This window comes from Pseudarthrobacter sp. WHRI 8279 (assembly GCF_040224115.2).
Lineage (GTDB): Bacteria > Actinomycetota > Actinomycetes > Actinomycetales > Micrococcaceae > Arthrobacter.
This window is the reverse complement of the sequence record NZ_CP168162.1, coordinates 690,376-712,976: the sequence shown is the minus strand read 5'-3', so window position 1 is coordinate 712,976 and position 22,601 is coordinate 690,376. Positions and strand designations below refer to the sequence as shown.

Below are 22,601 nucleotides of genomic sequence, written 5' to 3'. Positions count from 1 at the left end.
TCTAGTGATCCATCCACACCAGATCGGGAGCCTGGGGCGTGGAGGCGTCAGGCGTCGCGGCCCACCATGCAGCGCAGGCAGCGCGCCAGGAGTCCAGGTTGTCCTGTCTGCCGATGATGCCCACCGCGCCGTTGGCCACGCGTGCCGTAGCAAGGCCACAGGTGTAGGTGCCGTCGTGGTGCTCCACCTCGGGGTACGGCCGGTGCAGGTCCGCCAGGTTGCTGATGATGTAGTCCGGGCGTTCGGCGGCCCGGGCGGCCAGAATGGTCTGGCGGGTGTCGACGCCCGTCAGCACCGTCACGGTGGCGAAGCCGGCGTTGTTGCCGCCCAGGATGTCCGTGTCCAGCCGGTCCCCCACCACCAGCGGCCGTTCGGCCCCAAGCCGTTTGGCTGCGGAGTGGAAGAGCGGGGCCTCCGGTTTGCCGGCCACGCGAGGCGTTTGGCCTGTGGCTGCCGCTACAGCCGCCACCAACGTTCCGTTTCCGGGGGCAATGCCTCGGGCCTGCGGTATGGACATGTCCGTGTTCGTGGCCACCCACAGTGCTCCGGCGTTCACCACGTAGGTGGCTTCGGCCAGGTCTTTCCACCCGATCTCGGGATTGAAGCCTTGGACAACCGCCACCGGGCCCTCATCCTGGCTGAATACCGGCACCAGGCCAACGAGTTCGATCTCGGCGGCAAGGGCCGGGCTGCCGGTGATGAGGATCCGCGAGCCGGGAGCCAGCAGGGACGCGAGCAGATCCGCGGCGGCCTGTGAAGAACTCACCACCTGATGGTCCTCGGCCGGCGCCCCCAGGTCGCGAAGGTGGGCTGCCACCTGGGCCGGGGAACGCGACGCGTTGTTCGTCACATATCCCAGGCCCACGCCGATGCCGGAGAGCTGCTTCAACGACTCAATGGCACCGGGGATGGCGTGCGGACCGGCGTAGACCACGCCGTCCAGGTCCGCCAGCAGTGCATCGAACAGGGAGATCAGGGGAACGTTGGCCATTCTTCAGTCTTCCCGGCGGTCCTGGTGCTCGGCGGCGTCATCCTGTTCGTCGGCGGCGCTGCCTGCGTCCGCTCCGGCGGATTCCAGCTCGTCCTGTTCCACCGAATCCTCGTCAGACTCGGCGTCGTCGGAAACAAAGTAGTCAGCTTCCTGGTCGTCGATGCTCGCATCCTGCGGCTCAGAATCCTGCAACTCCGCAGTGGCCTCTGCTGCGTGCAGCTCTGCGGCCTGCGCGGCGGGGGCACCTTCAGCGGATACAGCCTTGGGAGCAGTTTCGGACGCTTGCGAAGCACGGTCGAGGAGACGGCGGCGCTCTGCTTCCTCCCTCGCCTCTTCCTCCTCGTCCCAGCCGAGGTCGATAATGTCCGGCTCTTCATCCACGCCTTGTCCCAGCGCGTTTTCAGCCACCACTGCCTGCTTCCGCCACTTCTCGGCTTCATCGTCGCGGCCCACGCCAGCCAGGGCGTCGGCGTACGCACGGAACAGCCGGGGGCTGTAGGAGAACGCCCGGTTGATGTCCAGCTGCGGGATTTCCAGTTCGGCTACCGCAGCGTCCAGCTGTCCAAGGTCGGTCCTGGCCCCTGCTGCCACAATGGCGAGTTCTGCCTTGCCGGGAGCGTCCAGGTCCTGGGCTTCCTCGGACCGGGCAACGTCAAGGGCGCGGTCAGGGCGTCCCAGTCCCCGCTCGCAGTCGGCCATGACTGGGAGATGGACGTTGGAGCCACTGATGCGGCGGTAGGTGCGGAATTCGCGGAGGGCTTCGCCGTAGTGCCCGGCTGCGTAGGCGGTCAGGCCCACGGCTTCCCGGACCGCCGCCAGCCTGCCGCCGCGGCGGCTTGCAGCGAGGGCGTGCTGGAAGGCGAGTTCCGGTTCTTCATCAATGAGCCGGCCGGCCATCACCAAGTGGCGGGCAACCCATTCCGCGCTCTTTGCTTCGAGCGTCTTGATCTGGTGCTGGGTGGCGCGGTCGAGTTCCTTACCCGTGACGTCCTCATCGATCTGCGGAGACCTCTCCCGGTCCGGACGGTTCGCGCTGCGGAGGTCACGGACGTTGGGTTCGCGAACGGGGCGGTCTTCCTGCCGGTCCCGGCCGAAGGTACGGGGACCTGCGTCCCCGCGGCCCGGGCCACGATCGAAATTGCGGGGTGCACGGTCCTGGCGGTCACCACGGCCGGACCGCTCGCTGCGTTCTCCGAAGGGCCTCCGGTTTTCTCCACCACCGAAACCGCGGCGGTCCCCTTCGCCATCACGGCGCGGACGATCACCAAAAGGCTTCTGGTCCCGATCACCATAGGGCTTACGATCGCGATCACCGAACGGCTTCCGCTCACCACCACCACTGAACGGCTTACGGTCACGGTCGCCGAATGGCTTCCGCTCACCACCACCGAAACCGCGGCGGTCGCCCTCGCCATCACGGCGCGGACGATCACCAAAGGGCTTCTGGTCCCGATCACCATAGGGCTTACGATCGCGATCACCGAACGGCTTCCGCTCACCACCACCACTGAACGGCTTACGGTCACGGTCACCGAACGGCTTCCGGTCGCGGTCGCCGAAACTGCGGCGGTCGCTCTCGCCATCACGGCGCGGACGATCACCAAAGGGCTTCTGGTCCCGATCACCATAGGGCTTACGATCGCGATCACCGAACGGCTTCCGCTCACGGTCACCGAACGGCTTCCGCTCACCACTGCCGGAGGGACGACCTGATGAGTCGCCGCCGTCACGGTTGGCGCGGGACCGGAAACCCCGGGGATCCCCGCCTGAATTGTTATTGCCGCGGAATCCGCCGCGGTCATTTCCGCCGCGATTGCCGCCGTTGTGCTCAGCCATGTGGATTCCTCCTGTTGTGAGCCGACCACTGGCGCAACTGCAGCCGCTCGTATCCGTGTTTCGTTTCCTACGCAACCCGAAATCAAGCGCTTCGAAGTCCGTACATCTTCATCAATTCTAGAGGAGTCATCCCGCAGAGCATCACGAGCGAAGCCCAGGCGGCCGCATCGTGGGAAGATTCACACCCTCTCTCACTTGATGTCGGGTTTCCCGGGACGCTCTCGCACTCTGTGTGCGCTGGTGGGGTTTTAACCGGCAGGAGGTGGAAGAGGATCACCCCGGGAACCGGCGTTCGGTGAGTGAGGATCGCCCGGGAAACCGACGATAAGTGGGAGAGGGTCGCCCGGGCGGCCGTTGCCTGGTGCTCCGCTGGTGTGTCCCTGTCCGGGGGTGTGGTGTGGTGTGTTAAATGTGGGAGGCCCCAACCATGGTGGTTGGGGCCTCGACCAATGTGTGTCCGGCGGTGACCTACTCTCCCACACCCTCCCGGGTGCAGTACCATCGGCGCTGTGGGTCTTAGCTTCCGGGTTCGGAATGGGACCGGGCGTTTCCCCCACGCTATGACCGCCGTAACCCTGTTACCCGCCACCAACCCCGTGGGGGTGGTGTGGGAAGTCTTGTGTGGTTACAACATTGTGGTGTTGATATTCAGTTGTTGGTTCCTTGCCAGCAAACCGGGTGGGTTTGTTGGTTGGGAACCACATAGTGGACGCAAGCAGTCTTGTTATCTTTTTACCCTTTCCTGGTGTGAACGTCTTTTGAATCCGTTCACGGAAGAGGGTGTGTGGTGTAAGTTATCGGCCTATTAGTACCGGTCAGCTTCACGAGTCGTTAGTCCTCGCTTCCACATCCGGCCTATCAACCCAGTGGTCTGGCTGGGGGCCTCTCACACACAAGGTGTATGGAAATCTCATCTTGAAGCGAGCTTCCCGCTTAGATGCTTTCAGCGGTTATCCCATCCGAACGTAGCTAATCAGCGGTGCACTTGGCAGTACAACTGACACACCAGAGGTTCGTCCGTCCCGGTCCTCTCGTACTAAGGACAGCCCTTCTCAAATTTCCTGCGCGCGCAGCGGATAGGGACCGAACTGTCTCACGACGTTCTAAACCCAGCTCGCGTACCGCTTTAATGGGCGAACAGCCCAACCCTTGGGACCTACTCCAGCCCCAGGATGCGACGAGCCGACATCGAGGTGCCAAACCATGCCGTCGATATGGACTCTTGGGCAAGATCAGCCTGTTATCCCCGAGGTACCTTTTATCCGTTGAGCGACGGCCATTCCACAATGTACCGCCGGATCACTAGTCCCGACTTTCGTCCCTGCTCGAGATGTCTCTCTCACAGTCAAGCTCCCTTGTGCACTTACACTCGACACCTGATTGCCAACCAGGCTGAGGGAACCTTTGGGCGCCTCCGTTACTTTTTAGGAGGCAACCGCCCCAGTTAAACTACCCATCAGGCACTGTCCCTGACCCGGATTACGGGCCGAAGTTAGATGTCCAAAGTGACCAGAGTGGTATTTCAACGATGACTCCACCCGAACTGGCGTCCGGGCTTCAACGTCTCCCACCTATCCTACACAAGCCACTCCGAACACCAATACCAAACTATAGTAAAGGTCTCGGGGTCTTTCCGTCCTGCTGCGCGTAACGAGCATCTTTACTCGTACTGCAATTTCGCCGAGTTTATGGTTGAGACAGCGGGGAAGTCGTTACTCCATTCGTGCAGGTCGGAACTTACCCGACAAGGAATTTCGCTACCTTAGGATGGTTATAGTTACCACCGCCGTTTACTGGGGCTTAAATTCTCAGCTTCGCCTTGCGGCTAACCGGTCCTCTTAACCTTCCAGCACCGGGCAGGAGTCAGTCCGTATACATCGTCTTGCGACTTCGCACGGACCTGTGTTTTTAGTAAACAGTCGCTTCCCCCTGGTCTCTGCGGCCCCGATCCCCTCCACACCGCGTGGGTGTATCAAGGTTGGGGCCCCCCTTCTCCCGAAGTTACGGGGGCATTTTGCCGAGTTCCTTAACCATAATTCTCTCGATCGCCTTAGTATTCTCTACCTGATCACCTGTGTCGGTTTGGGGTACGGGCGGCTAAAACCTCGCGTCGATGCTTTTCTCGGCAGCATAGGATCACCAAATCCCCCCAAACGGGGGTCCCATCAGATCTCAGGCATCATGAACAGCGGATTTGCCTACCGTTCGCCCTACATCCTTAGACCGGGACAACCATCGCCCGGCTTGGCTACCTTCCTGCGTCACACCTGTTAATACGCTTGCCTCCCAGGATCAGGTCCTGCGCTCCACCAAAACCCTCACACCACAAGGGCGATCGGGCAGGTCTCGGGCAGTTAGTATCCCCTGTTCAGCATGGGCGGTTTTTCGCCGGTACGGGAATATCAACCCGTTGTCCATCGACTACGCCTGTCGGCCTCGCCTTAGGTCCCGACTTACCCAGGGCAGATTAGCTTGACCCTGGAACCCTTGATCATTCGGCGGACGGGTTTCTCACCCGTCTTTCGCTACTCATGCCTGCATTCTCACTCGTGTAGGCTCCACCGCTGGTTTACACCGCGACTTCACCGCCCACACGACGCTCCCCTACCCATCCAGACGCCTGAACCACAAGGGCTTAGCTAATATCTGAATGCCACAACTTCGGCGGTGTACTTGAGCCCCGCTACATTGTCGGCGCGGAATCACTTGACCAGTGAGCTATTACGCACTCTTTTAAGGATGGCTGCTTCTAAGCCAACCTCCTGGTTGTCTTCGCAACTCCACATCCTTTCCCACTTAGCACACGCTTAGGGGCCTTAGTTGGTGGTCTGGGCTGTTTCCCTCTCGACTATGAAGCTTATCCCCCACAGTCTCACTGCTGCGCTCTCACTTACCGGCATTCGGAGTTTGGCTGACGTCAGTAACCTTGTAGGGCCCATTAGCCATCCAGTAGCTCTACCTCCAGCAAGAAACACGCAACGCTGCACCTAAATGCATTTCGGGGAGAACCAGCTATCACGAAGTTTGATTGGCCTTTCACCCCTACCCACAGCTCATCCCCTCCATTTTCAACTGAAGTGGGTTCGGTCCTCCACGACGTCTTACCGTCGCTTCAACCTGGCCATGGGTAGATCACTTCGCTTCGGGTCTAGATCACGCCACTGCAACGCCCTATTCAGACTCGCTTTCGCTACGGCTGCCCCACACGGGTTAACCTCGCGACGTAACACTAACTCGCAGGCTCATTCTTCAAAAGGCACGCCGTCACCAGAATCAGACTGGCTCCGACGGATTGTAAGCACACGGTTTCAGGTACTGTTTCACTCCCCTCCCGGGGTACTTTTCACCTTTCCCTCACGGTACTGGTCCGCTATCGGTCATTAGGGAGTATTTAGGCTTATCAGGTGGTCCTGACAGATTCGCACGGGATTTCTCGGGCCCCGTACTACTTGGGATACTCATCCGGGCGGTACACAACATTACGGTTACGGGGCTAACACCCTCTCTGGCCGGCCTTTCAAAACCGTTCACCTATGCCTGCACATCACACCCCACCAGCCCGGCAGAACTGGTATGGAAAGTCCCACAACCCCGACCATGCAACGCCCGCCGGCTATCACACATGGAACGGTTTAGCCTGATCCGCGTTCGCTCGCCACTACTAACGGAATCACTATTGTTTTCTCTTCCTGCGGGTACTGAGATGTTTCACTTCCCCGCGTTCCCTCCACGCACCCTATGTGTTCAGATGCGGGTCACCAGGCAACTCGCGCCCCTGGCGGGGTTTCCCCATTCGGACACCCTGGGATCACAGTCCGGTTATCGACTCCCCCAGGCTTATCGCAGATTCCTACGTCCTTCTTCGGCTCCTAATGCCAAGGCATCCACCGTGTGCTCTTAAAAACTTGACCACAAAAGATCAATCAGTAATTTTCGAGAGAACCATGAAAACCACCGCTCCATCCCGAAAGACAGAACAACAGATCCAGGTTCATATTCTTGGAAATTGCTTCTTATAAAAGATGCTCGCGTCCACTATGTAGTTCTCAAACAACAACCCCAAACCACACACCCCACACACAACCCCCGAAAGGATCACACGCATGATCGGTGCAGCCAGGAAACCAGAAACACACAAACCCGCAAACCCCACCCCACAAAAAAGGGGGCAGAACCCGCGGCCCTGTTGCCTCAGGACCCAACAGTGTGCCAAACACTAAACCACCAACACCCCCCAGCACCTTTCCAGGAACCCCACAAAGGGAGAACCGTACTCAGCACCGGACAGAACCGGCAGCCGCTATTTGTTGATATTCCACCCTTGAGCACCCGCCGCAGAACTAGCGTCTGCGCAACGGGCATATACTCCTGACAAACCCCCACCACCACATACGCGGCATGAAAATTTGTAGGTGCTCCTTAGAAAGGAGGTGATCCAGCCGCACCTTCCGGTACGGCTACCTTGTTACGACTTAGTCCCAATCGCCAGTCCCACCTTCGACAGCTCCCTCCCACAAGGGGTTAGGCCACCGGCTTCGGGTGTTACCAACTTTCGTGACTTGACGGGCGGTGTGTACAAGGCCCGGGAACGTATTCACCGCAGCGTTGCTGATCTGCGATTACTAGCGACTCCGACTTCATGGGGTCGAGTTGCAGACCCCAATCCGAACTGAGACCGGCTTTTTGGGATTAGCTCCACCTCACAGTATCGCAACCCTTTGTACCGGCCATTGTAGCATGCGTGAAGCCCAAGACATAAGGGGCATGATGATTTGACGTCGTCCCCACCTTCCTCCGAGTTGACCCCGGCAGTCTCCTATGAGTCCCCACCATCACGTGCTGGCAACATAGAACGAGGGTTGCGCTCGTTGCGGGACTTAACCCAACATCTCACGACACGAGCTGACGACAACCATGCACCACCTGTAAACCGACCGCAAGCGGGGCACCTGTCTCCAGGTGTTTCCGGTTCATGTCAAGCCTTGGTAAGGTTCTTCGCGTTGCATCGAATTAATCCGCATGCTCCGCCGCTTGTGCGGGCCCCCGTCAATTCCTTTGAGTTTTAGCCTTGCGGCCGTACTCCCCAGGCGGGGCACTTAATGCGTTAGCTACGGCGCGGAAAACGTGGAATGTCCCCCACACCTAGTGCCCAACGTTTACGGCATGGACTACCAGGGTATCTAATCCTGTTCGCTCCCCATGCTTTCGCTCCTCAGCGTCAGTTAATGCCCAGAGACCTGCCTTCGCCATCGGTGTTCCTCCTGATATCTGCGCATTTCACCGCTACACCAGGAATTCCAGTCTCCCCTACATCACTCTAGTCTGCCCGTACCCACCGCAGATCCGGAGTTGAGCCCCGGACTTTCACGGCAGACGCGACAAACCGCCTACGAGCTCTTTACGCCCAATAATTCCGGATAACGCTTGCGCCCTACGTATTACCGCGGCTGCTGGCACGTAGTTAGCCGGCGCTTCTTCTGCAGGTACCGTCACTTTCGCTTCTTCCCTACTGAAAGAGGTTTACAACCCGAAGGCCGTCATCCCTCACGCGGCGTCGCTGCATCAGGCTTGCGCCCATTGTGCAATATTCCCCACTGCTGCCTCCCGTAGGAGTCTGGGCCGTGTCTCAGTCCCAGTGTGGCCGGTCACCCTCTCAGGCCGGCTACCCGTCGTCGCCTTGGTAAGCCATTACCTCACCAACAAGCTGATAGGCCGCGAGTCCATCCAAAACCACAAAAAGCTTTCCACCCCCCACCATGCGATGAGGAGTCATATCCGGTATTAGACCCAGTTTCCCAGGCTTATCCCAGAGTTAAGGGCAGGTTACTCACGTGTTACTCACCCGTTCGCCACTAATCCCCCAGCAAGCTGGGATCATCGTTCGACTTGCATGTGTTAAGCACGCCGCCAGCGTTCATCCTGAGCCAGGATCAAACTCTCCGTTGAAGAAAAACAAAAACGAACACAACATGGCACCACGGGAAAACGCGGCCACCACACTGCAAAATTTGAAACCAGCTGTAAAAACCAGACCACACCACGGGGTGGCGGACCTGGCCAAAACAACCAATCAATAAAACAATTGGTATCAACAAACTTGGCACACTATTGAGTTCTCAAACAACAGACACATTCGAATATTCCCGAAACAATTCAATTCAATGAATTCGTATTCCGTATTTCTTCGCTGCGATGTTTCAATCTTATTTCATTGATTTTCACTTTGCAAATCCGGGTTGTTTTCCCGGAATTCACTCAGTGGAATGAATCCGCCCATCAGAAATTGAAGCAATTCTCCGCTTTGCGTTTCCGCACATGGTGAAGTTGCTTCACTTTTTGGTGGGGGTTGGTCGCTATTTTTCCGCTTCAGCGGCGGCGACTAAGAAAACATTACACGCTCCCCCGCGGCCGTGCAAATCGGCTGCGGAGGAGCGTGCAGGTGGCTATGTAGAGCGGCGGAAGACCTAGGGAACCAAGACCTCCACGGTGGCCAGGTTCTTCTTTCCCCGGCGCAGAAGCAGGTACTGCCCATGCAGCAGTTCGGACTCTGGAATCACCGCTTCGGGGTCGGACACCTTCTCGTTGTTGACGTAGGCACCGCCTTCACCAACGGTGCGCCTGGCCGCTGACTTGCTGTCGGACAAACCGGAAGCAACCAGCAGGTCCACAATCCCCATCTCATCCACCTGCACCGTGGCGGAGGGCAGCTCCGAGGTTGCCGCCTGAAGCGTGGGCTTGTCCAGGGCGGTGAGGTCACCGTTTCCGAAAAGCGCTGCGGATGCCGCGATGACCTTCTCCGTGGCTTCTACACCGTGAACAAGGGACGTCACTTCGTAGGCAAGCTTCCGCTGGCCTTGACGGGCGAACGGCCGTTCCGCCACAGCAGCGGAAAGCTCCTCGATCTCAGCCCTGCTGAGGAAGGTGAAGACCTTCAGCCGGTTCACAACGTCAGCATCCGCGGTGTTGACCCAGAACTGGTAGAAGGCATAAGGGCTGCACATGCCGGCGTCCAGCCAGATGGCGTTGCCCTCGCTCTTGCCGAATTTCGTGCCGTCAGCGTTGGTGATCAGTGGTGTTCCGAGGGCGTGGACGCTCTTGCCCTCCACCTTGCGGATCAGCTCCGTACCACTGGTGAGGTTGCCCCACTGGTCCGAGCCACCGGTCTGCAGCACGCAGCCGTAATCCCGGTACAGCTGGAGGTAGTCCATGCCCTGGAGGATCTGGTAGCTGAATTCGGTGTAGCTGATGCCCTCATCCGAGCTCAGCCGTGAGGCCACTGCATCCTTGCGGAGCATGGTTCCCACACGGTAGTGCTTGCCCACTTCGCGCAGGAAGTCGATGGCGCTCAGGGGCGCCGTCCAGTCCAGGTTGTTCACCATCCGGGCCGCATTGTCCCCCTCGAAGCTGAGGAAGCGGCGGACCTGGGCCTGAAGGTAGCCCACCCACTCGGCCACGGTGTCCTTGGTGTTCAGGGTGCGCTCGGCCGTGGGACGGGGGTCGCCGATCATGCCGGTTGAACCACCCACAAGCCCGAGCGGCTTATGGCCGGCCAGCTGCAGCCGGCGCATGAGGAGCAGCTGGACCAGGTTTCCCAAATGGAGGCTCGGCGCGGTGGGATCGAACCCGCAATAGTAAGTAACCGGCCCGCCGGCGAGGAGTTTTTCAAGCTCTGCCTCGTCGGTGGACACGTGGACCAGGCCACGCCATTTCAGCTCCTGCCATACGTTGGCAAAAGTGGGGTCGTTCTGCTGCGATTCGAGGCTGTTGAGTTCTGGCACGCCTTCTAAGTTAGCAGTATGCGGCGCACCGGATCAGCGTTTGATCCCTGCCGGAACTGGTTCCGAAGCAATAAGCCGCAGCCGCTGGGTGGCCCGGGTCATTGCCACATACAGGTCCCCCACCTTGCCGTGCTCATGGTTGAGCATCATGGAGGGCTCGAGCACCACCACGCCGTCGAACTCCAGCCCCTTGGCCTCGCGGGGGCTGATCACCACGATGTCCTGCTCGTAACTACCGGCACCGGTGCCCACGCGGCGTCCATAGGCAGCCCGCAGCGCTGCCGTGGCCTCCGGCAGGAACTGCCCGTCGGCAATCACGGCGAGCAGGCCGCCGTCGAGCGCGTCCAGCTCCTCCGGCAGGACCTCAACAAGGCGGCTGACCACCTGGCCCGCATCCACTTCGTCGATGACGGGTGACCAGCGTCCTTCGCGGACGGCCTTCGGCGCCGAGACCACCAGTCCCGCCGCGTTGGCCATCCGGACGGCGGCCTCGGCGATCTGGGAAGGCGTGCGGTAGTTCACCGTCAGCTCTTCCAGCTGCCAGCGGTCCCCGAACATGGGAGCAAGCGCCCCTTGCCAGGAATTGGCGCCGGCAACAGAGCTGGTCTGCGCAATGTCCCCCACGATGGTGAAGGACTTCAACGGGCAACGGCGGACCAGGAGGCGCCACTGCATGGGCGAAAGCTCCTGCGCCTCATCCACCACGATGTGGCCAAAAGCCCACGTGCGGTCGCTGGTGGCGCGCTCGGCGGCGGTCTGCCGTGTTTCCTGTTCCTGGTTCTGCTCGGCCAGTTCCTCTGCCGACATCAGCGGATCGACGCCTGCGGCCTGCATGTTCACCAGCGTCTGCTTGGCGTTGGCAAGGTCGCGGGCCCGGTCGTGTTCCTGCTGGGCAAGGCCACGCCCGGCAGCGGGATCCAGCTCGCCGAGAAGCTCGGCGGCCTCGTCCAGCAGCGGGACATCGGACTCGGTCCAGGGGGCGTCGGCCGGGCGCTGCAGCAGTGCCCGCTCAGCCGGGGCCATGTTGGGGGTGCAGAATTCCAGCACGGCCGGCTTGCTGAAGAGCTCGGAGATCAGCTTCTCCGGCGTCATGGGCATCCAGCAGAGGTTGAGGGCAATACGGACATCCCGTGCGGAACGGACATCCTCGGCAAGGTAGGAGCGGTCTGCGTTGTTGCCGATGTTCCCGGCCTCCACCAGCTCGGTCATTTGTTCGGTAAGTTCGCGCAGCAGGATCTTGACGAACGTCACGCGGGCCTCGTTGTGCGGCTTGCCGGTGGAGCGGGCACGCTCGCGGGCGCGGCGGACCTGGCGCGGAGTCAGCACCAGCTTGCGGCCGTCCACCTCCAGGATCCGGTCTTCCGCGGGAATCCGCTGGCGGTTGGCCACGGCGTTGGCCACCACGGTGGCCATGTCGAGGCGGCCCTTGATGGCGGCAACGTCGGCGTCCGGTTCCGGCACCGCGTGGATGCCTGGCATGAGGCGGCCCACGCTGGCCATCACGACGCCGGTCTCGCCCAGGGAGGGCAGCACCCTTTCGATGTACTTCATGAACGACGACGACGGGCCCACCAGCAGCACGCCGGCAGTCTTGAGGCGGTCGCGGTGGGTGTAGAGCAGGTAGGCGGCACGGTGGAGGGCCACGGCGGTCTTGCCGGTACCGGGTCCGCCCTGCACCACCAGTGCACCGGAGATGGAGGAGCGAATGATGCGGTCCTGCTCGGACTGGATGGTGCTGACGATGTCCGACATCCGGCCGGTGCGTTTGGAGTTCAGCGCAGCGAGGAGGGCGCCCTCGCCCTGCAGGGATTCGTTGTCCGCCAGCATCCCGGCGTCAAGGACGTCATCCTCGATGGCCTTGACCTCCCGGCCCTGCAGGATCAGGTGCCGGCGCCGGCGCACACCCTGCCGGTCAAAGGCCGTGGCCTGGTAGAAGTGGCCGGCCTCGGGCGCGCGCCAGTCCACCATGAGCCGCTGCAGGTCCTCGGTGGTGAGGCCGATGCGGCCAATGTACTGCGCTTCGCCGGAGTCCAGGTCCAGCCGGCCGAAGACCAGCCGGTCATCCACCGCGTCCAGCTGGGCGAGCCGGTCCTCGTAGAGGGCAGCGAACGCGTCGCGCTCGGAGACGTTCTGCATGGTGCCCACAGCCCCGGCCCGGCGGACCTGCGCCAGCTGGCGGCGCTTTTCCTCGCGCAGCTCTTCGAGCCGGGCGTACAGGCCGGCTACATAGTCGCGTTCGTGGGCCAAATCGGCGTCGAGCATTTAACGTTCCCCTATCGCAAAAGACAGACCTACCATTCTACAACCATTTCCGTTAACGCTTGTGAAACGTTGCAGGATCCGGTTTGGCCCCCCTTGGCTTGGCTGCCTTGTACTGGGAGACGGTAGGGTCGCCGGTGATCCAGAAGCGCCATGAGTACTGGTCTGTTCCTCCTGTGCCGGAGACCCCCACCCTTGGTCCGGAGCTCACCTTTCCCACGGGCCTGGGCGGAAGCGCCAGCCCGAACGGCGGCGCGAGTGCATCACGGCCGCTGTCCGCCGTCGTCAGGCCCAAGGCCTTGGCCAGCCGGGCAGGCCCCCTCGCAAGGTCGGCGGCACTTTTGGACGTGGTCCGGCGGTGCCGGGCAAGTTCAATCCCGTCCACGATCTCCCCTGCCCGCAGCAGCAGGGCGGACGCCGTTCCTTCCGGACCGCACACGATGTTCGTGCAGTGGTGCATCCCGTAGGTGAAATAGACGTACAGGTGGCCCGCAGGCCCGAACATGGGGGCGTTGCGGGGCGTGGGGCCGCGGTAGGTGTGCGATCCGGGATCCGGGTGCAGGGAATCCTCGGGGCCCAGGTAAGCCTCCACTTCGGTGAGCCGGACGGACACCGCACCGTCCCTGGAGTCATGGGTCAGGACGGCTCCCAGCAGCAGCGGCGCCAACTGGCGGGCGTCTCCGGAAAGGAACTCCCGCAGCGGCTGGCCGGCCCCCAGCGGATTTCTGTTCATGGCCAGACTCTATCCAACGCCGGCGCCGCCCCTCACGTATTTGACGCCCTACGGCCGTGTCCGATTTCCGCTAGCCGGTACACCGGAGGGCTGGCACGATGGAGGAATGGACTTCTGGCAGCGCTACCGGGCGATCGACGCCCGGGACACACGGTTCGACGGGCAGTTCTACACTGCCGTCCGGACCACGGGCATCTACTGCCGCCCGTCCTGCCCAGCCAGGACTCCGAAGAGTTCCAACGTCACGTTTTATGAAACTTCCGCAGCAGCGCACGACGCCGGCTACCGGGCCTGCAAGCGCTGCCTTCCGGAGGCTGTTCCCGGCACGCCCGCCTGGAACCTTCGCCAGGATATTGCCGGGCGCGCCATGCGGTTGATCAGTGACGGCGTGGTTACCAGGGACGGCGTTGACGGTCTGGCGGCCCGCCTGGGCTATTCGTCCCGCCAGCTCAACCGCATCCTCAGCCAGGAGCTTGGGGCGGGACCGCTCTCGCTGGCCCGGGCAGGCCGCGCACAGACTGCCCGGACCCTGCTGGTCTCCACCTCCATGAAGCTCGCAGACGTTGCCTTTGCGGCCGGCTTCAGCAGCGTCCGCCAGTTCAACGAGACCATGGCGGAAGTTTTTGGGATGACCCCCACCGCGCTCCGCACCGCGAGGCATCCGAAAGCCACCGCCAGTTCCACCGCCCTCACCCTCAACCTCCCCTACCGTGAACCTTTCGACCCCGGCGTCTTCACCTTCCTGGCCGTCCGGGCCATCCCCGGGATTGAAGCAGGAACGGCCGCCTCCTATGCCCGCACGCTGCGGCTGCCCCAGGGTGATGCCAGGTTCCAGGTGGATTACGACGCCGGCGCTCCAGGCCGGCCGTTGACCCTCACCATCGGCGCGGTGGACCTTAGGGACCTGCCGGCCCTGTTAAGCCGGGTGCGGCGGCTCTTTGACCTGGACGCTGATCCGGTGGCCATCGACACTGCACTGGCAGGGGATGCCAGGCTCGCGCCCGTTGTGGCGGCCGCTCCGGGAATCAGGATGCCTGGTGCAGTGGATCCCGCGGAAATGCTGATCCGGGCTATGGCCGGACAGCAGGTCACCGTGGCAGCGGCGCGGACCGCCCTCAGCCAACTGGCCGTCGTCGGACGTCCAAGCCGAAGCCCCGGCGAGGGCCTGGACAGGATGTTTCCCACCCCGGCCGAGATCGCCGGTGGAGGGTCCGCCGTCCTGCGGGGACCGCAACGGCGGATTGCGGCCCTCCTCGCGGCAGCTTCTGCGATGGCGGACGGCGCGCTCGACTTTGGCTATGGTGACAGCCCGGAGAGCCTGGCCGGCAAGCTGCTGCCGCTGCCCGGCGTGGGACCATGGACCACGGGGTACCTGGCCATGCGCGTCCTTGGCGCCCCGGACGTTTTTCTCGCCAACGACGCGGCCGTGCGGAACGGGATCCGTGCCCTCGCGGCGGAGGCCACAACGTCCACCCCGGACTTCCGGGAAGTGAGCCCGTGGCGCTCGTACGCCACCATGCACCTGTGGCGGGCGGCAGCCCACGCTGCGGCAGCCCAGTCTGCGTTCAGTCCGCGCCGGGGCACAGCGGCAATGCGTCCACAACATCACGCCAGACCAGCAGAGAAAGCGAACAGATGAAGGCCCAACTGCTTCAGATGACCACCCCGGACGGCCCGTTCACCATCCTCGCCCAGGACGGCGTCGTGCTCTCCAGCGGCTGGACAGGCAACCCCGGCGAGCTGACCGGCCAGATCCATCCGTCCCTGCGGCCCGTCACGCTGGAAACGGTCAGCGGACTGGGAGAAATCTCATCGGCCGTGGAAGCCTTCTACGCCGGTGACCCCGCGCCGGCGATGGGCGTTCCCGTGCGGCAGGTGTCAGGACCTTTCCGGGCCCATGCCTGGGATGTCCTGCGGCTGGTGCGGCCGGGTCAGCCCGTCACCTATACCCAGTACGCGGAGCTCGCCGGCAACCCCAAAGCGGTGCGGGCAGCCGCCAGCGCCTGCGCCTTCAATGCCGCCGCACTGTTTGTGCCCTGCCACCGGGTGATCCGGACTGACGGCTCCCTGGGCGGTTTCCGCTGGGGGCTTCCCATCAAGCAGAGCCTGCTGGCGCGCGAAGCCGCTTAGGCCTTCGAGCCGCTCCTGCCGGCTGCGGGGGTTCCGGAAGGCCACGGCAGCAGCTCGGGCAGGTTCACGCCGTCAGCCGCGGCCGAGGCCCTCAGGCTGCCCAGCGTCGGCTCGCGGCCGGCGAGCCAGGCTGCGATATCGGTGATCATGCCGCTGATGACAGTGGACCGGTTGCCGCTGCCAATGCTGACCGGCTGGAGTCCCAGTGGCTGCAGCACCAGCTTGTCGTCCGGCTGGACCCTGGCCGCCAGAAAATCGAAGAGGTGCTCGCAGAACGGCCGGCTCCAGGTTTCCGGGCCCCTCCCCGTCAGCAGGTCCGACGCGTGGATGACCAGTTCCCGCCACAGCGCCAGTCCGCCGTCCAGGACCACGCCCCCGCGAAAGGTGATGGGGGCGTACCAGCCGGTCCGGTTCGCCGCTGAATCCTTGACGCCGGGCAGCGCGTCGAAGGCTTTGAGCGCCCGGTCCAGCGCGGCGGTGAGGTCGGCGAGGTGGGTGGCGGCGTCGTGGCCCGCTGCCATGTCAATGGCCTTGTTCCGGCCTTCCATGCCGCCGTCGTAAAGCTCCACGGCCTCTCCGCGCGCAGCGTACTCAAGCTGCCGGGCCATGGCGTTGGAGATCCCGGTGAGATGGGCAAGGACGTGCCCCCGATTCCAGCCGGGCAGGGCGGAGGGCGCCTTGGCATCTTCATCGCTGAACCGCGCAGCGTCGGCGGCAACGTTCTCCGCGGCTTTGTGGAGCGCAGGGAGCAGTTCGTCTGGTGCGGGAGCTGTCATGGCGACAGCCTAACCCAGGGGTGAACCGTCGGGACCGACGCGGTGCCGGACATGGTTGCCGTCGTGGCTGGCCTGCCAGAACTCGATCTCGGCGGGCCGGAGGGCGTAGAGCTGCCAGTGCGGGTTGATGCTGCCGTCCGCCCGGGGCCGCTCGGCCCAGTCACGCGCGGAGGCCTCGGCGGAGAGTTCGACGACGGCCCCGGCAACGCGGACTTGCCTGCCTTGGGAGGGCCAGTAGAAAGTCATGGCAGCATGCGGGTTGGCGCCCAGTTCCCTGCCCTTGCGTGAGGTGCGGGACGTCGCGAAGTGCCAGCCGTCGTCGTCAATGTTCTTCAGGATCAGCATCCTGGACGACGGTTTGCCATCGCCGCCCGCTGTGGCCAGGCTGCACGCATGCGGCTGCCGCTCCCCCGCCGCCAGCGCCTCGCCCAGCCATTGCCGGAACAGCTCAACGGAATTCTTGGGGGCGCTCTCCGGGTCAAAGCCCGGCAGCGATTCGGGAAAGTCGGGAAGCGTGCGGAGGAACTTTCGGAACGTTTCGCTCATGTGCCCAGCTTAAACGCCGCGAGATGGCACTTCACGGCAGTGTTGATGAAAATCATTGCCGCGAAGTGCCATCTCGCGCGGAGGATGGGTTACCCCGCGTACTCCCGGACGCCGGCAAGCTCGGCTTCCAGCGCAACCAGCTGGCGTTCGACGGCGGCGGGCGCGGTTCCGCCCTGGGAGTTGCGGCTGTTGAGTGAGCCCTCGGTCGACAGAACGGTGCGGACCTCCGGCGTGAGGTGCTCCGATATGGCCGCGTACTCCCCGTCCGTCAGGTCCCACAGCTCCACGCCGCGGGATTCTGCCTGCTTCACGGCAGCACCGGAGAGCTCGTGGGCTTCCCGGAACGGTACGCCCTGGCGGACAAGCCATTCGGCGATGTCCGTGGCCAGCGCGAAGCCCTGCGGTGCCAGCGATTCCATCCGTTCGGTGTTGAACTTCAGGGTGGCGATCATGCCCGAGACCGCCGGAAGCAGGAGCTCCAGGGTGTCAGCGGCGTCGAATACCGGCTCCTTGTCCTCCTGCAGGTCGCGGTTGTACGCCAGCGGCAGGCCCTTAAGCGTGGCCAGCAGCCCGGTCAGGTTGCCGATCAGGCGGCCTGCCTTGCCGCGGGCCAGTTCCGCCACATCCGGGTTTTTCTTCTGCGGCATGATGGACGAGCCCGTGGAGTAGGAATCGTGCAGCGTGACGAAGGAGAACTCCTTGGTGGCCCAGAAGATGACTTCTTCCGACACCCGGGACAGGTCCACGCCGATCATGGCGCAGACCCAGGCGAACTCGGCGAAGACGTCGCGCGAGGCGGTGCCGTCGATCGAGTTGTGGGAGGCGGAGAAGAAGCCCAGGTCCGCGGCCACCGCTTCCGGGTCCAGTCCCAGCGAGGACCCGGCCAGGGCACCGGAACCGTATGGCGAAACACCGGCCCGCTTGTCCCAGTCCTGGAGCCGCTGCACATCGCGCAGCAGGGCCCAGGCGTGGGCCAGCAGGTGGTGGCTGAGCAGGACGGGCTGGGCGTGCTGCAGGTGGGTGCGGCCGGGCATGGCGACACCGTGGTGCGCCCTGGCCTGCTCCACCAGGGCATCCACCGTGGCCAGGACACCGCGGGCGATGATCCGGGCGTGGTCCCGCAGGAACATGCGGCCCAGGGTGGCCACTTGGTCGTTCCGGGAACGGCCGGCGCGGAGCTTGCCGCCCAGCTGGGTTCCCGCGCGCTCGATCAGGCCCCGCTCCAGCGAACCGTGGACGTCCTCGTCGGACTCCGCCGGCAGGTAGGCGCCGGAGGCCACGTCCTCGTCCAGCTGCGTCAGCGCTGCGAGCATGCCGTCCAGTTCGGCGTCGTCCAGCAGCCCGGCCTTGTGCAGCACGCGGGCGTGCGCTTTGGACCCGGCGATGTCGTAGCGGGCCAGGCGCCAGTCGAAGTGCGTGGACTTGCTCAGTGCCGCCAGGGCGTCGGCGGGGCCGCCGGCGAACCGGCCGCCCCACAGTGCGCCTGTGTTGGTCGCTTCGGATTTCAGTTCAGCCACAGGGGCTACTTTCCTGCGACCCGGATGTCGCGGCCGGAGGCAACCTTGGCGGACATGCCCCACAGCTCGATGAAGCCGCGGGCCATGGACTGGTCGAAGGTGTCGCCGGTGTCGTAGGTGGCGAGGTTGAAGTCGTAGAGCGAGGTGTCGGACCGGCGGCCGTTGACGATGGCCTGGCCGCCGTGCAGGGTCATGCGGATGTCGCCGGAAACGTACTTCTGGGTGTCCTCGATAAACGCGTCCAGGGAGCGCTTCAGCGGGGAGAACCACTGGCCGTCGTACACCAGCTCGGACCAGCGCTGGCCAACGGTGGCCTTGAAGCGGGCCTGCTCGCGCTCCACGGTGATGTCCTCGAGGTGCTTGTGGGCCGTGATGAGGGCCATGGCACCGGGGGCCTCGTAGATTTCGCGGGACTTGATGCCCACCAGGCGGTCCTCGACGACGTCGATGCGGCCCACGCCCTGGGCACCGGCACGGCGGTTGAGCTCCTTGATGGCCTGCAGCGGGGTGACCTTGACGCCGTCGATCGCTACCGGAACGCCGGCTTCGAAGGAGATGACCACCTCGTCCGGTGCCGGCGGGAACTCCGGGGTGGCGGTGTAGTCGTAGATGTCCTTGGTGGGGGCGTTCCAGATGTCCTCGAGGTAGCCGGTTTCCACGGCACGGCCCCAGACGTTCTGGTCGATGGAGTACGGGTTCTTCTTGGTGGTCTCGATCGGCAGGCCCTTTTCCTCGGCGAAGGCAATGGCCTTGTCGCGGGTGAGGGCGAGGTCGCGGACCGGGGCGATGCACTTCAGGTCCGGGCCGAGGGTCTGGATGCCCACTTCGAAGCGGACCTGGTCGTTGCCCTTGCCGGTGCAGCCGTGCGCCACGGTGGTGGCACCGAATTCGCGGGCAGCCTTAACCAGGTGCTTGACGATGACCGGGCGCGAGATGGCGGACACCAGCGGGTAGTGGCCCTGGTAGAGGCCGTTGGCCTTCAGCGTGGGCATGCAGTATTCGTTTGCGAACTCGTCGGAGGCGTCGGCCACGTAGGCTTCGACGGCGCCGCAGCCCAGGGCACGCTGGCGGATGGTCTCCAGGGACTCGCCGCCCTGCCCGACGTCAACTGCCACGGCGATGACCTCGGCGCCGGTGGCTTCACCGATCCAGCCGATGGCTACTGAGGTGTCCAGGCCGCCCGAGTAGGCGAGCACAATGCGTTCAGTCACTTCGAATGCTCCTTGTGATTGGGGTTTGTAGATGTTGTCTTCAAGCTTATTGCCCGGCTTCTTCAGCCAGCTGCAGGAACCTGGCGGCGAGGTCCTGGCCGCCCTGCGGGTCCCGGGCCACCAGCAGTACCGTGTCGTCCCCAGCGATGGTGCCCAGGATGGACGGCATCACCGAATGGTCGATGGCCAGCGCCAGGAAGTTTGCCGCCCCGGGCGGGGTGCGGAGCACGGCGATGTTGGCCGAAGCCTCCGCGGTGACCAGCAGTTCGCTGCACAGCCGGGCCAGCCGGGCGTCCAGGATCTCCTGGCTCACCCCGCTCCGGGCAGCCCGCTCGCCGCCCTCGCCGGGTACGGCGTACACCAGCACGCCCTCCTTGCCACGGACCCGGACGGCACCAAGTTCAACGAGGTCCCGCGAGAGCGTCGCCTGGGTGACCTGCACGCCGTCGTCCGCCAGCAAGGCGGCCAGCTCCGCCTGGGAACGCACGGACTCCCCCGTCAGGATGGCGGTGATGCGCGCCTGGCGGGCTGTCTTGGTCGCCGGGCTGGAGCCCGGCGACGCCGGTTGGGCGGACACTAGAACGTGCTCTCCCCGGTGCCTTCAACGGGTGCGAGCCCGTCAACGAAGGCCAGGCCGGAACGGTGCATCAGCCAGGCCATCAGGGCCTTCTGGGCGTGCAGCCGGTTTTCGGCCTCGTCCCAGACGATGGACTGCGGCCCGTCGATGACGCCGGCAGAGATTTCGTAGCCGCGGTAGGCGGGCAGGCAGTGAAGCACGACGGCGTCTTCCGCAGCCTGTGCCATGGCGGCCTCGTCCACGGCGTAGTCCCGGAACAGCTGCATCCGGGCTTCCTTTTCCGCTTCCTGCCCCATGGACACCCACGTGTCTGTGGCAACGACGTCGGCCCCTTTCAAAGCCTCCGCCGCGTCAGTGGTGATAAGCACGGACCCGCCGGTCTCTGCCGCGCGTTCCTCGGCTGCGGCCACGATGTCCGCGGCCGGGAGGTACCCCTCCGGCCCGGCGATCCGCACGTGCATCCCGGCCGTGACACCGGCCAGCAGGTAGGAGTTGGCCATGTTGTTGGCGGCGTCCCCCAGGTAGCTCATGGTGAGGCCCTTGAGTTCGCCCTTGTGCTCCTTGACGGCCAACAGGTCCGCCAGCAGCTGGCAGGGGTGGTAATCGTCGCACAGGGCGTTGATCACGGGAACCCTGGAGTTCTCTGCCATGGCCACCAGGCCGGCGTGCGCGCCGGTCCGCCAGACGATGGTGGAGACCATCCGCTCCAGGACCCTGGCGGTGTCCTCCACGGATTCCTTGTGTCCGATCTGGGCCTCCCCGGGGTTGATGATCAGGGCGTTTCCGCCCAGGTCCGCGATCCCCGTGGCGAACGAGACCCGGGTCCGGGTGGACGTTTTGTCGAAGATGACGGCCACTGTCTTGCGGCCGCTGCCCTCGGCGGCATACGGCTGGACGCTGTAGGGGGCCGCCTTCATCCGGGCTGCGAGTTCAAGTACCTCGGCCTGTTCGGCGGGGCTGAGGTCCGTGTCCTTGAGGAAGTGCCGGGTGGTGCTGGCTGCTGGTGTCACTGGGCGTCCTTAGCTGCTTGGAGGATTGCCGGGAAGGCGTCGAGGAAGGAGTCTGCCTGGGCCGTGGTCAGGACCAGCGGCGGCGCAAGGCGGATGGTGCGGGGCCCGGGGCTGTTGACGATGAACCCCGCGTCAAGGCCGGCCTGCACAACGCCCGGGGCAACCTCCGCGTCAAGGTCGAAGCCGATGAGGAGGCCTTCCCCGCGGACCTCGGTGACGCCCGGAATTCCGGCCAGGCCGGCCCGCAGGTACTGGCCTACTGCCGCTGCATTGGCCAGCACGTGCTGGCTTTCGAGGGCGTGCAGGGTGGCGAGGGCGGCCGCCGTTGCCACCGGGTTTCCGCCGAAAGTAGTGCCGTGCTGGCCCGCAGCCAACAACGACGACGTCTCCGGGCCATAGGTGATCAGGGCACCGATCGGGAAGCCGCCGCCCAGGCCCTTGGCCAGGGTGACGGCGTCGGGCATGATTCCGGCGTCCTCGCTGGCCAGCCACTTTCCGGTACGGCCGATGCCGGTCTGCACCTCGTCGAGGATCAGCAGCGCTCCCACCCGGGCGGTGAGCTCGCGGGCGGCCCGAAGGTATCCGGGCGGCAGGGGCCGCACCCCCGCCTCGCCCTGGATGGGCTCCAGGAAGACGGCCGCCACGGTCTCGTCCACGGCGTCCTTCAGCGCCTCCACGTCACCGAAGGGGATGTGGACGACGCCGCCGGGCAGCGGCTCGAACGGCGCGCGGTAGGCCTCTTTGGCGGTCAGGGCGAGGGCGCCCATGGTCCGGCCGTGGAAGGCCCCTTCGAGGGCGATGATCCTGGTCCGCCTGGCGCCGCTGCCGCCGGTATTGCGGCGGGCCAGCTTGAAGGCGGCCTCGTTGGCTTCGGTGCCGGAGTTGGTGAAGAACACCTTGGAACCAGCGGGGGCGTCGGTGATGGCCAGCAGCTTTTCGGCCAGCGCTATCTGGGTGGGGCTGGTGAAGAAGTTGGAGACGTGGCCAAGGGTGGCCAGCTGGCTGGAAATGACGGACGTGACGAACGGGTTGGCATGGCCCAGCGCGTTGACGGCGATGCCTCCGAGCAGGTCGAGGTACTCCTTGCCGTCGGCGTCCCAGACCAGGCAGCCGGCACCGCGGACCAGGACGCGCTGCGGGGTGCCGAACACACCCATGAGGGAGCTGGAGTACCGGGCGAGCCACTCGGATCCGCTTCCGGTTCCGGTCATCACGGAAGCCTTGGCGTCCTTTTCGC

15 protein-coding genes and 3 rRNA genes are annotated in these 22,601 nt (G+C 64.1%); 3 read left to right on the top strand and 15 right to left on the bottom strand.

Annotated elements, in window-relative coordinates:
• Position 1: 1 nt before the first annotated feature.
• Together ABRP28_RS03200 and ABRP28_RS03195 are read right to left on the bottom strand one after the other, a co-directional pair.
• Positions 2 to 991: an HAD-IIA family hydrolase gene (locus ABRP28_RS03200; protein WP_350002148.1), complete on the bottom strand. Its 990-nt coding sequence runs from the start codon at positions 989 to 991 to the stop codon at positions 2 to 4.
• Positions 992 to 994: 3 nt separating this feature from the next.
• Positions 995 to 1,888: a hypothetical protein gene (locus tag ABRP28_RS03195; protein WP_350002147.1), complete on the bottom strand. Its 894-nt coding sequence runs from the start codon at positions 1,886 to 1,888 to the stop codon at positions 995 to 997.
• 6 nt (positions 1,889 to 1,894) lie between these two features.
• Between ABRP28_RS03195 and ABRP28_RS03190 the strand changes: the two genes are divergently transcribed.
• Positions 1,895 to 2,704 (top strand): hypothetical protein, encoded by an 810-nt coding sequence (locus tag ABRP28_RS03190; protein ID WP_374152916.1) that lies wholly within the window; start codon positions 1,895 to 1,897, stop codon positions 2,702 to 2,704.
• A gap of 578 nt (positions 2,705 to 3,282) precedes the next feature.
• Here ABRP28_RS03190 and rrf read toward each other — a convergent pair.
• From rrf to ABRP28_RS03160, 6 genes are all read right to left on the bottom strand, one after another.
• Positions 3,283 to 3,399, bottom strand: a 5S ribosomal RNA gene (gene rrf, locus ABRP28_RS03185).
• A gap of 212 nt (positions 3,400 to 3,611) precedes the next feature.
• Positions 3,612 to 6,738: ribosomal RNA gene (locus tag ABRP28_RS03180) — 23S ribosomal RNA — on the bottom strand.
• 512 nt (positions 6,739 to 7,250) lie between these two features.
• A 16S ribosomal RNA gene (locus ABRP28_RS03175) occupies positions 7,251 to 8,773 on the bottom strand.
• Together the 16S, 23S and 5S rRNA genes form the textbook arrangement of a ribosomal RNA operon.
• A gap of 518 nt (positions 8,774 to 9,291) precedes the next feature.
• Positions 9,292 to 10,605 carry a tyrosine--tRNA ligase gene (tyrS, locus tag ABRP28_RS03170; RefSeq protein ID WP_350004542.1) on the bottom strand — a complete coding sequence of 438 codons (1,314 nt, stop codon included), beginning with the start codon at positions 10,603 to 10,605 and terminating at the stop codon, positions 9,292 to 9,294.
• A 33-nt stretch (positions 10,606 to 10,638) separates the two neighbouring features.
• Positions 10,639 to 12,867 (bottom strand): AAA family ATPase, encoded by a 2,229-nt coding sequence (locus ABRP28_RS03165; protein ID WP_350004544.1) that lies wholly within the window; start codon positions 12,865 to 12,867, stop codon positions 10,639 to 10,641.
• Between the two features lie 52 nt (positions 12,868 to 12,919).
• Complete coding sequence (locus tag ABRP28_RS03160) at positions 12,920 to 13,597, bottom strand: DNA-3-methyladenine glycosylase (protein WP_350004546.1); 678 nt, start codon at positions 13,595 to 13,597, stop codon at positions 12,920 to 12,922.
• Positions 13,598 to 13,703: 106 nt separating this feature from the next.
• Between ABRP28_RS03160 and ABRP28_RS03155 the strand changes: the two genes are divergently transcribed.
• Positions 13,704 to 15,236, top strand: coding sequence for an AlkA N-terminal domain-containing protein (locus tag ABRP28_RS03155; protein ID WP_350004548.1), 1,533 nt, complete (start codon positions 13,704 to 13,706; stop codon positions 15,234 to 15,236).
• Positions 15,233 to 15,727, top strand: coding sequence for a methylated-DNA--[protein]-cysteine S-methyltransferase (locus ABRP28_RS03150; protein ID WP_350004549.1), 495 nt, complete (start codon positions 15,233 to 15,235; stop codon positions 15,725 to 15,727). Before ABRP28_RS03155 ends, ABRP28_RS03150 begins: the two co-directional genes overlap by 4 nt.
• Here ABRP28_RS03150 and ABRP28_RS03145 read toward each other — a convergent pair.
• From ABRP28_RS03145 to ABRP28_RS03115, 7 genes are all read right to left on the bottom strand, one after another.
• Complete coding sequence (locus tag ABRP28_RS03145; RefSeq protein WP_350004551.1) at positions 15,724 to 16,503, bottom strand: maleylpyruvate isomerase family mycothiol-dependent enzyme; 780 nt, start codon at positions 16,501 to 16,503, stop codon at positions 15,724 to 15,726. The genes ABRP28_RS03150 and ABRP28_RS03145 overlap by 4 nt on opposite strands.
• A 9-nt stretch (positions 16,504 to 16,512) precedes the next feature.
• Complete coding sequence (locus ABRP28_RS03140; RefSeq protein ID WP_350004553.1) at positions 16,513 to 17,049, bottom strand: pyridoxamine 5'-phosphate oxidase family protein; 537 nt, start codon at positions 17,047 to 17,049, stop codon at positions 16,513 to 16,515.
• Positions 17,050 to 17,138: 89 nt separating this feature from the next.
• The gene (gene argH, locus ABRP28_RS03135) at positions 17,139 to 18,566 is read right to left on the bottom strand and encodes an argininosuccinate lyase (protein WP_350004554.1); all 1,428 of its coding nucleotides are present in this window, start codon (positions 18,564 to 18,566) and stop codon (positions 17,139 to 17,141) included.
• A gap of 5 nt (positions 18,567 to 18,571) precedes the next feature.
• Positions 18,572 to 19,777, bottom strand: coding sequence for an argininosuccinate synthase (locus tag ABRP28_RS03130; protein WP_190613448.1), 1,206 nt, complete (start codon positions 19,775 to 19,777; stop codon positions 18,572 to 18,574).
• A gap of 46 nt (positions 19,778 to 19,823) precedes the next feature.
• The gene (locus ABRP28_RS03125; RefSeq protein WP_174180327.1) at positions 19,824 to 20,354 is read right to left on the bottom strand and encodes an arginine repressor; all 531 of its coding nucleotides are present in this window, start codon (positions 20,352 to 20,354) and stop codon (positions 19,824 to 19,826) included.
• Positions 20,354 to 21,364, bottom strand: a complete 1,011-nt coding sequence (gene argF, locus ABRP28_RS03120) for an ornithine carbamoyltransferase (RefSeq protein ID WP_350004557.1) — start codon at positions 21,362 to 21,364, stop codon at positions 20,354 to 20,356. The genes ABRP28_RS03125 and argF overlap by 1 nt, the downstream gene beginning before the upstream one ends.
• On the bottom strand, positions 21,361 to 22,575 hold the full coding sequence (locus tag ABRP28_RS03115) for an acetylornithine transaminase (protein WP_350004722.1): 1,215 nt from the start codon (positions 22,573 to 22,575) through the stop codon (positions 21,361 to 21,363). The genes argF and ABRP28_RS03115 overlap by 4 nt, the downstream gene beginning before the upstream one ends.
• Between the last annotated feature and the right edge of the window lie 26 nt (positions 22,576 to 22,601).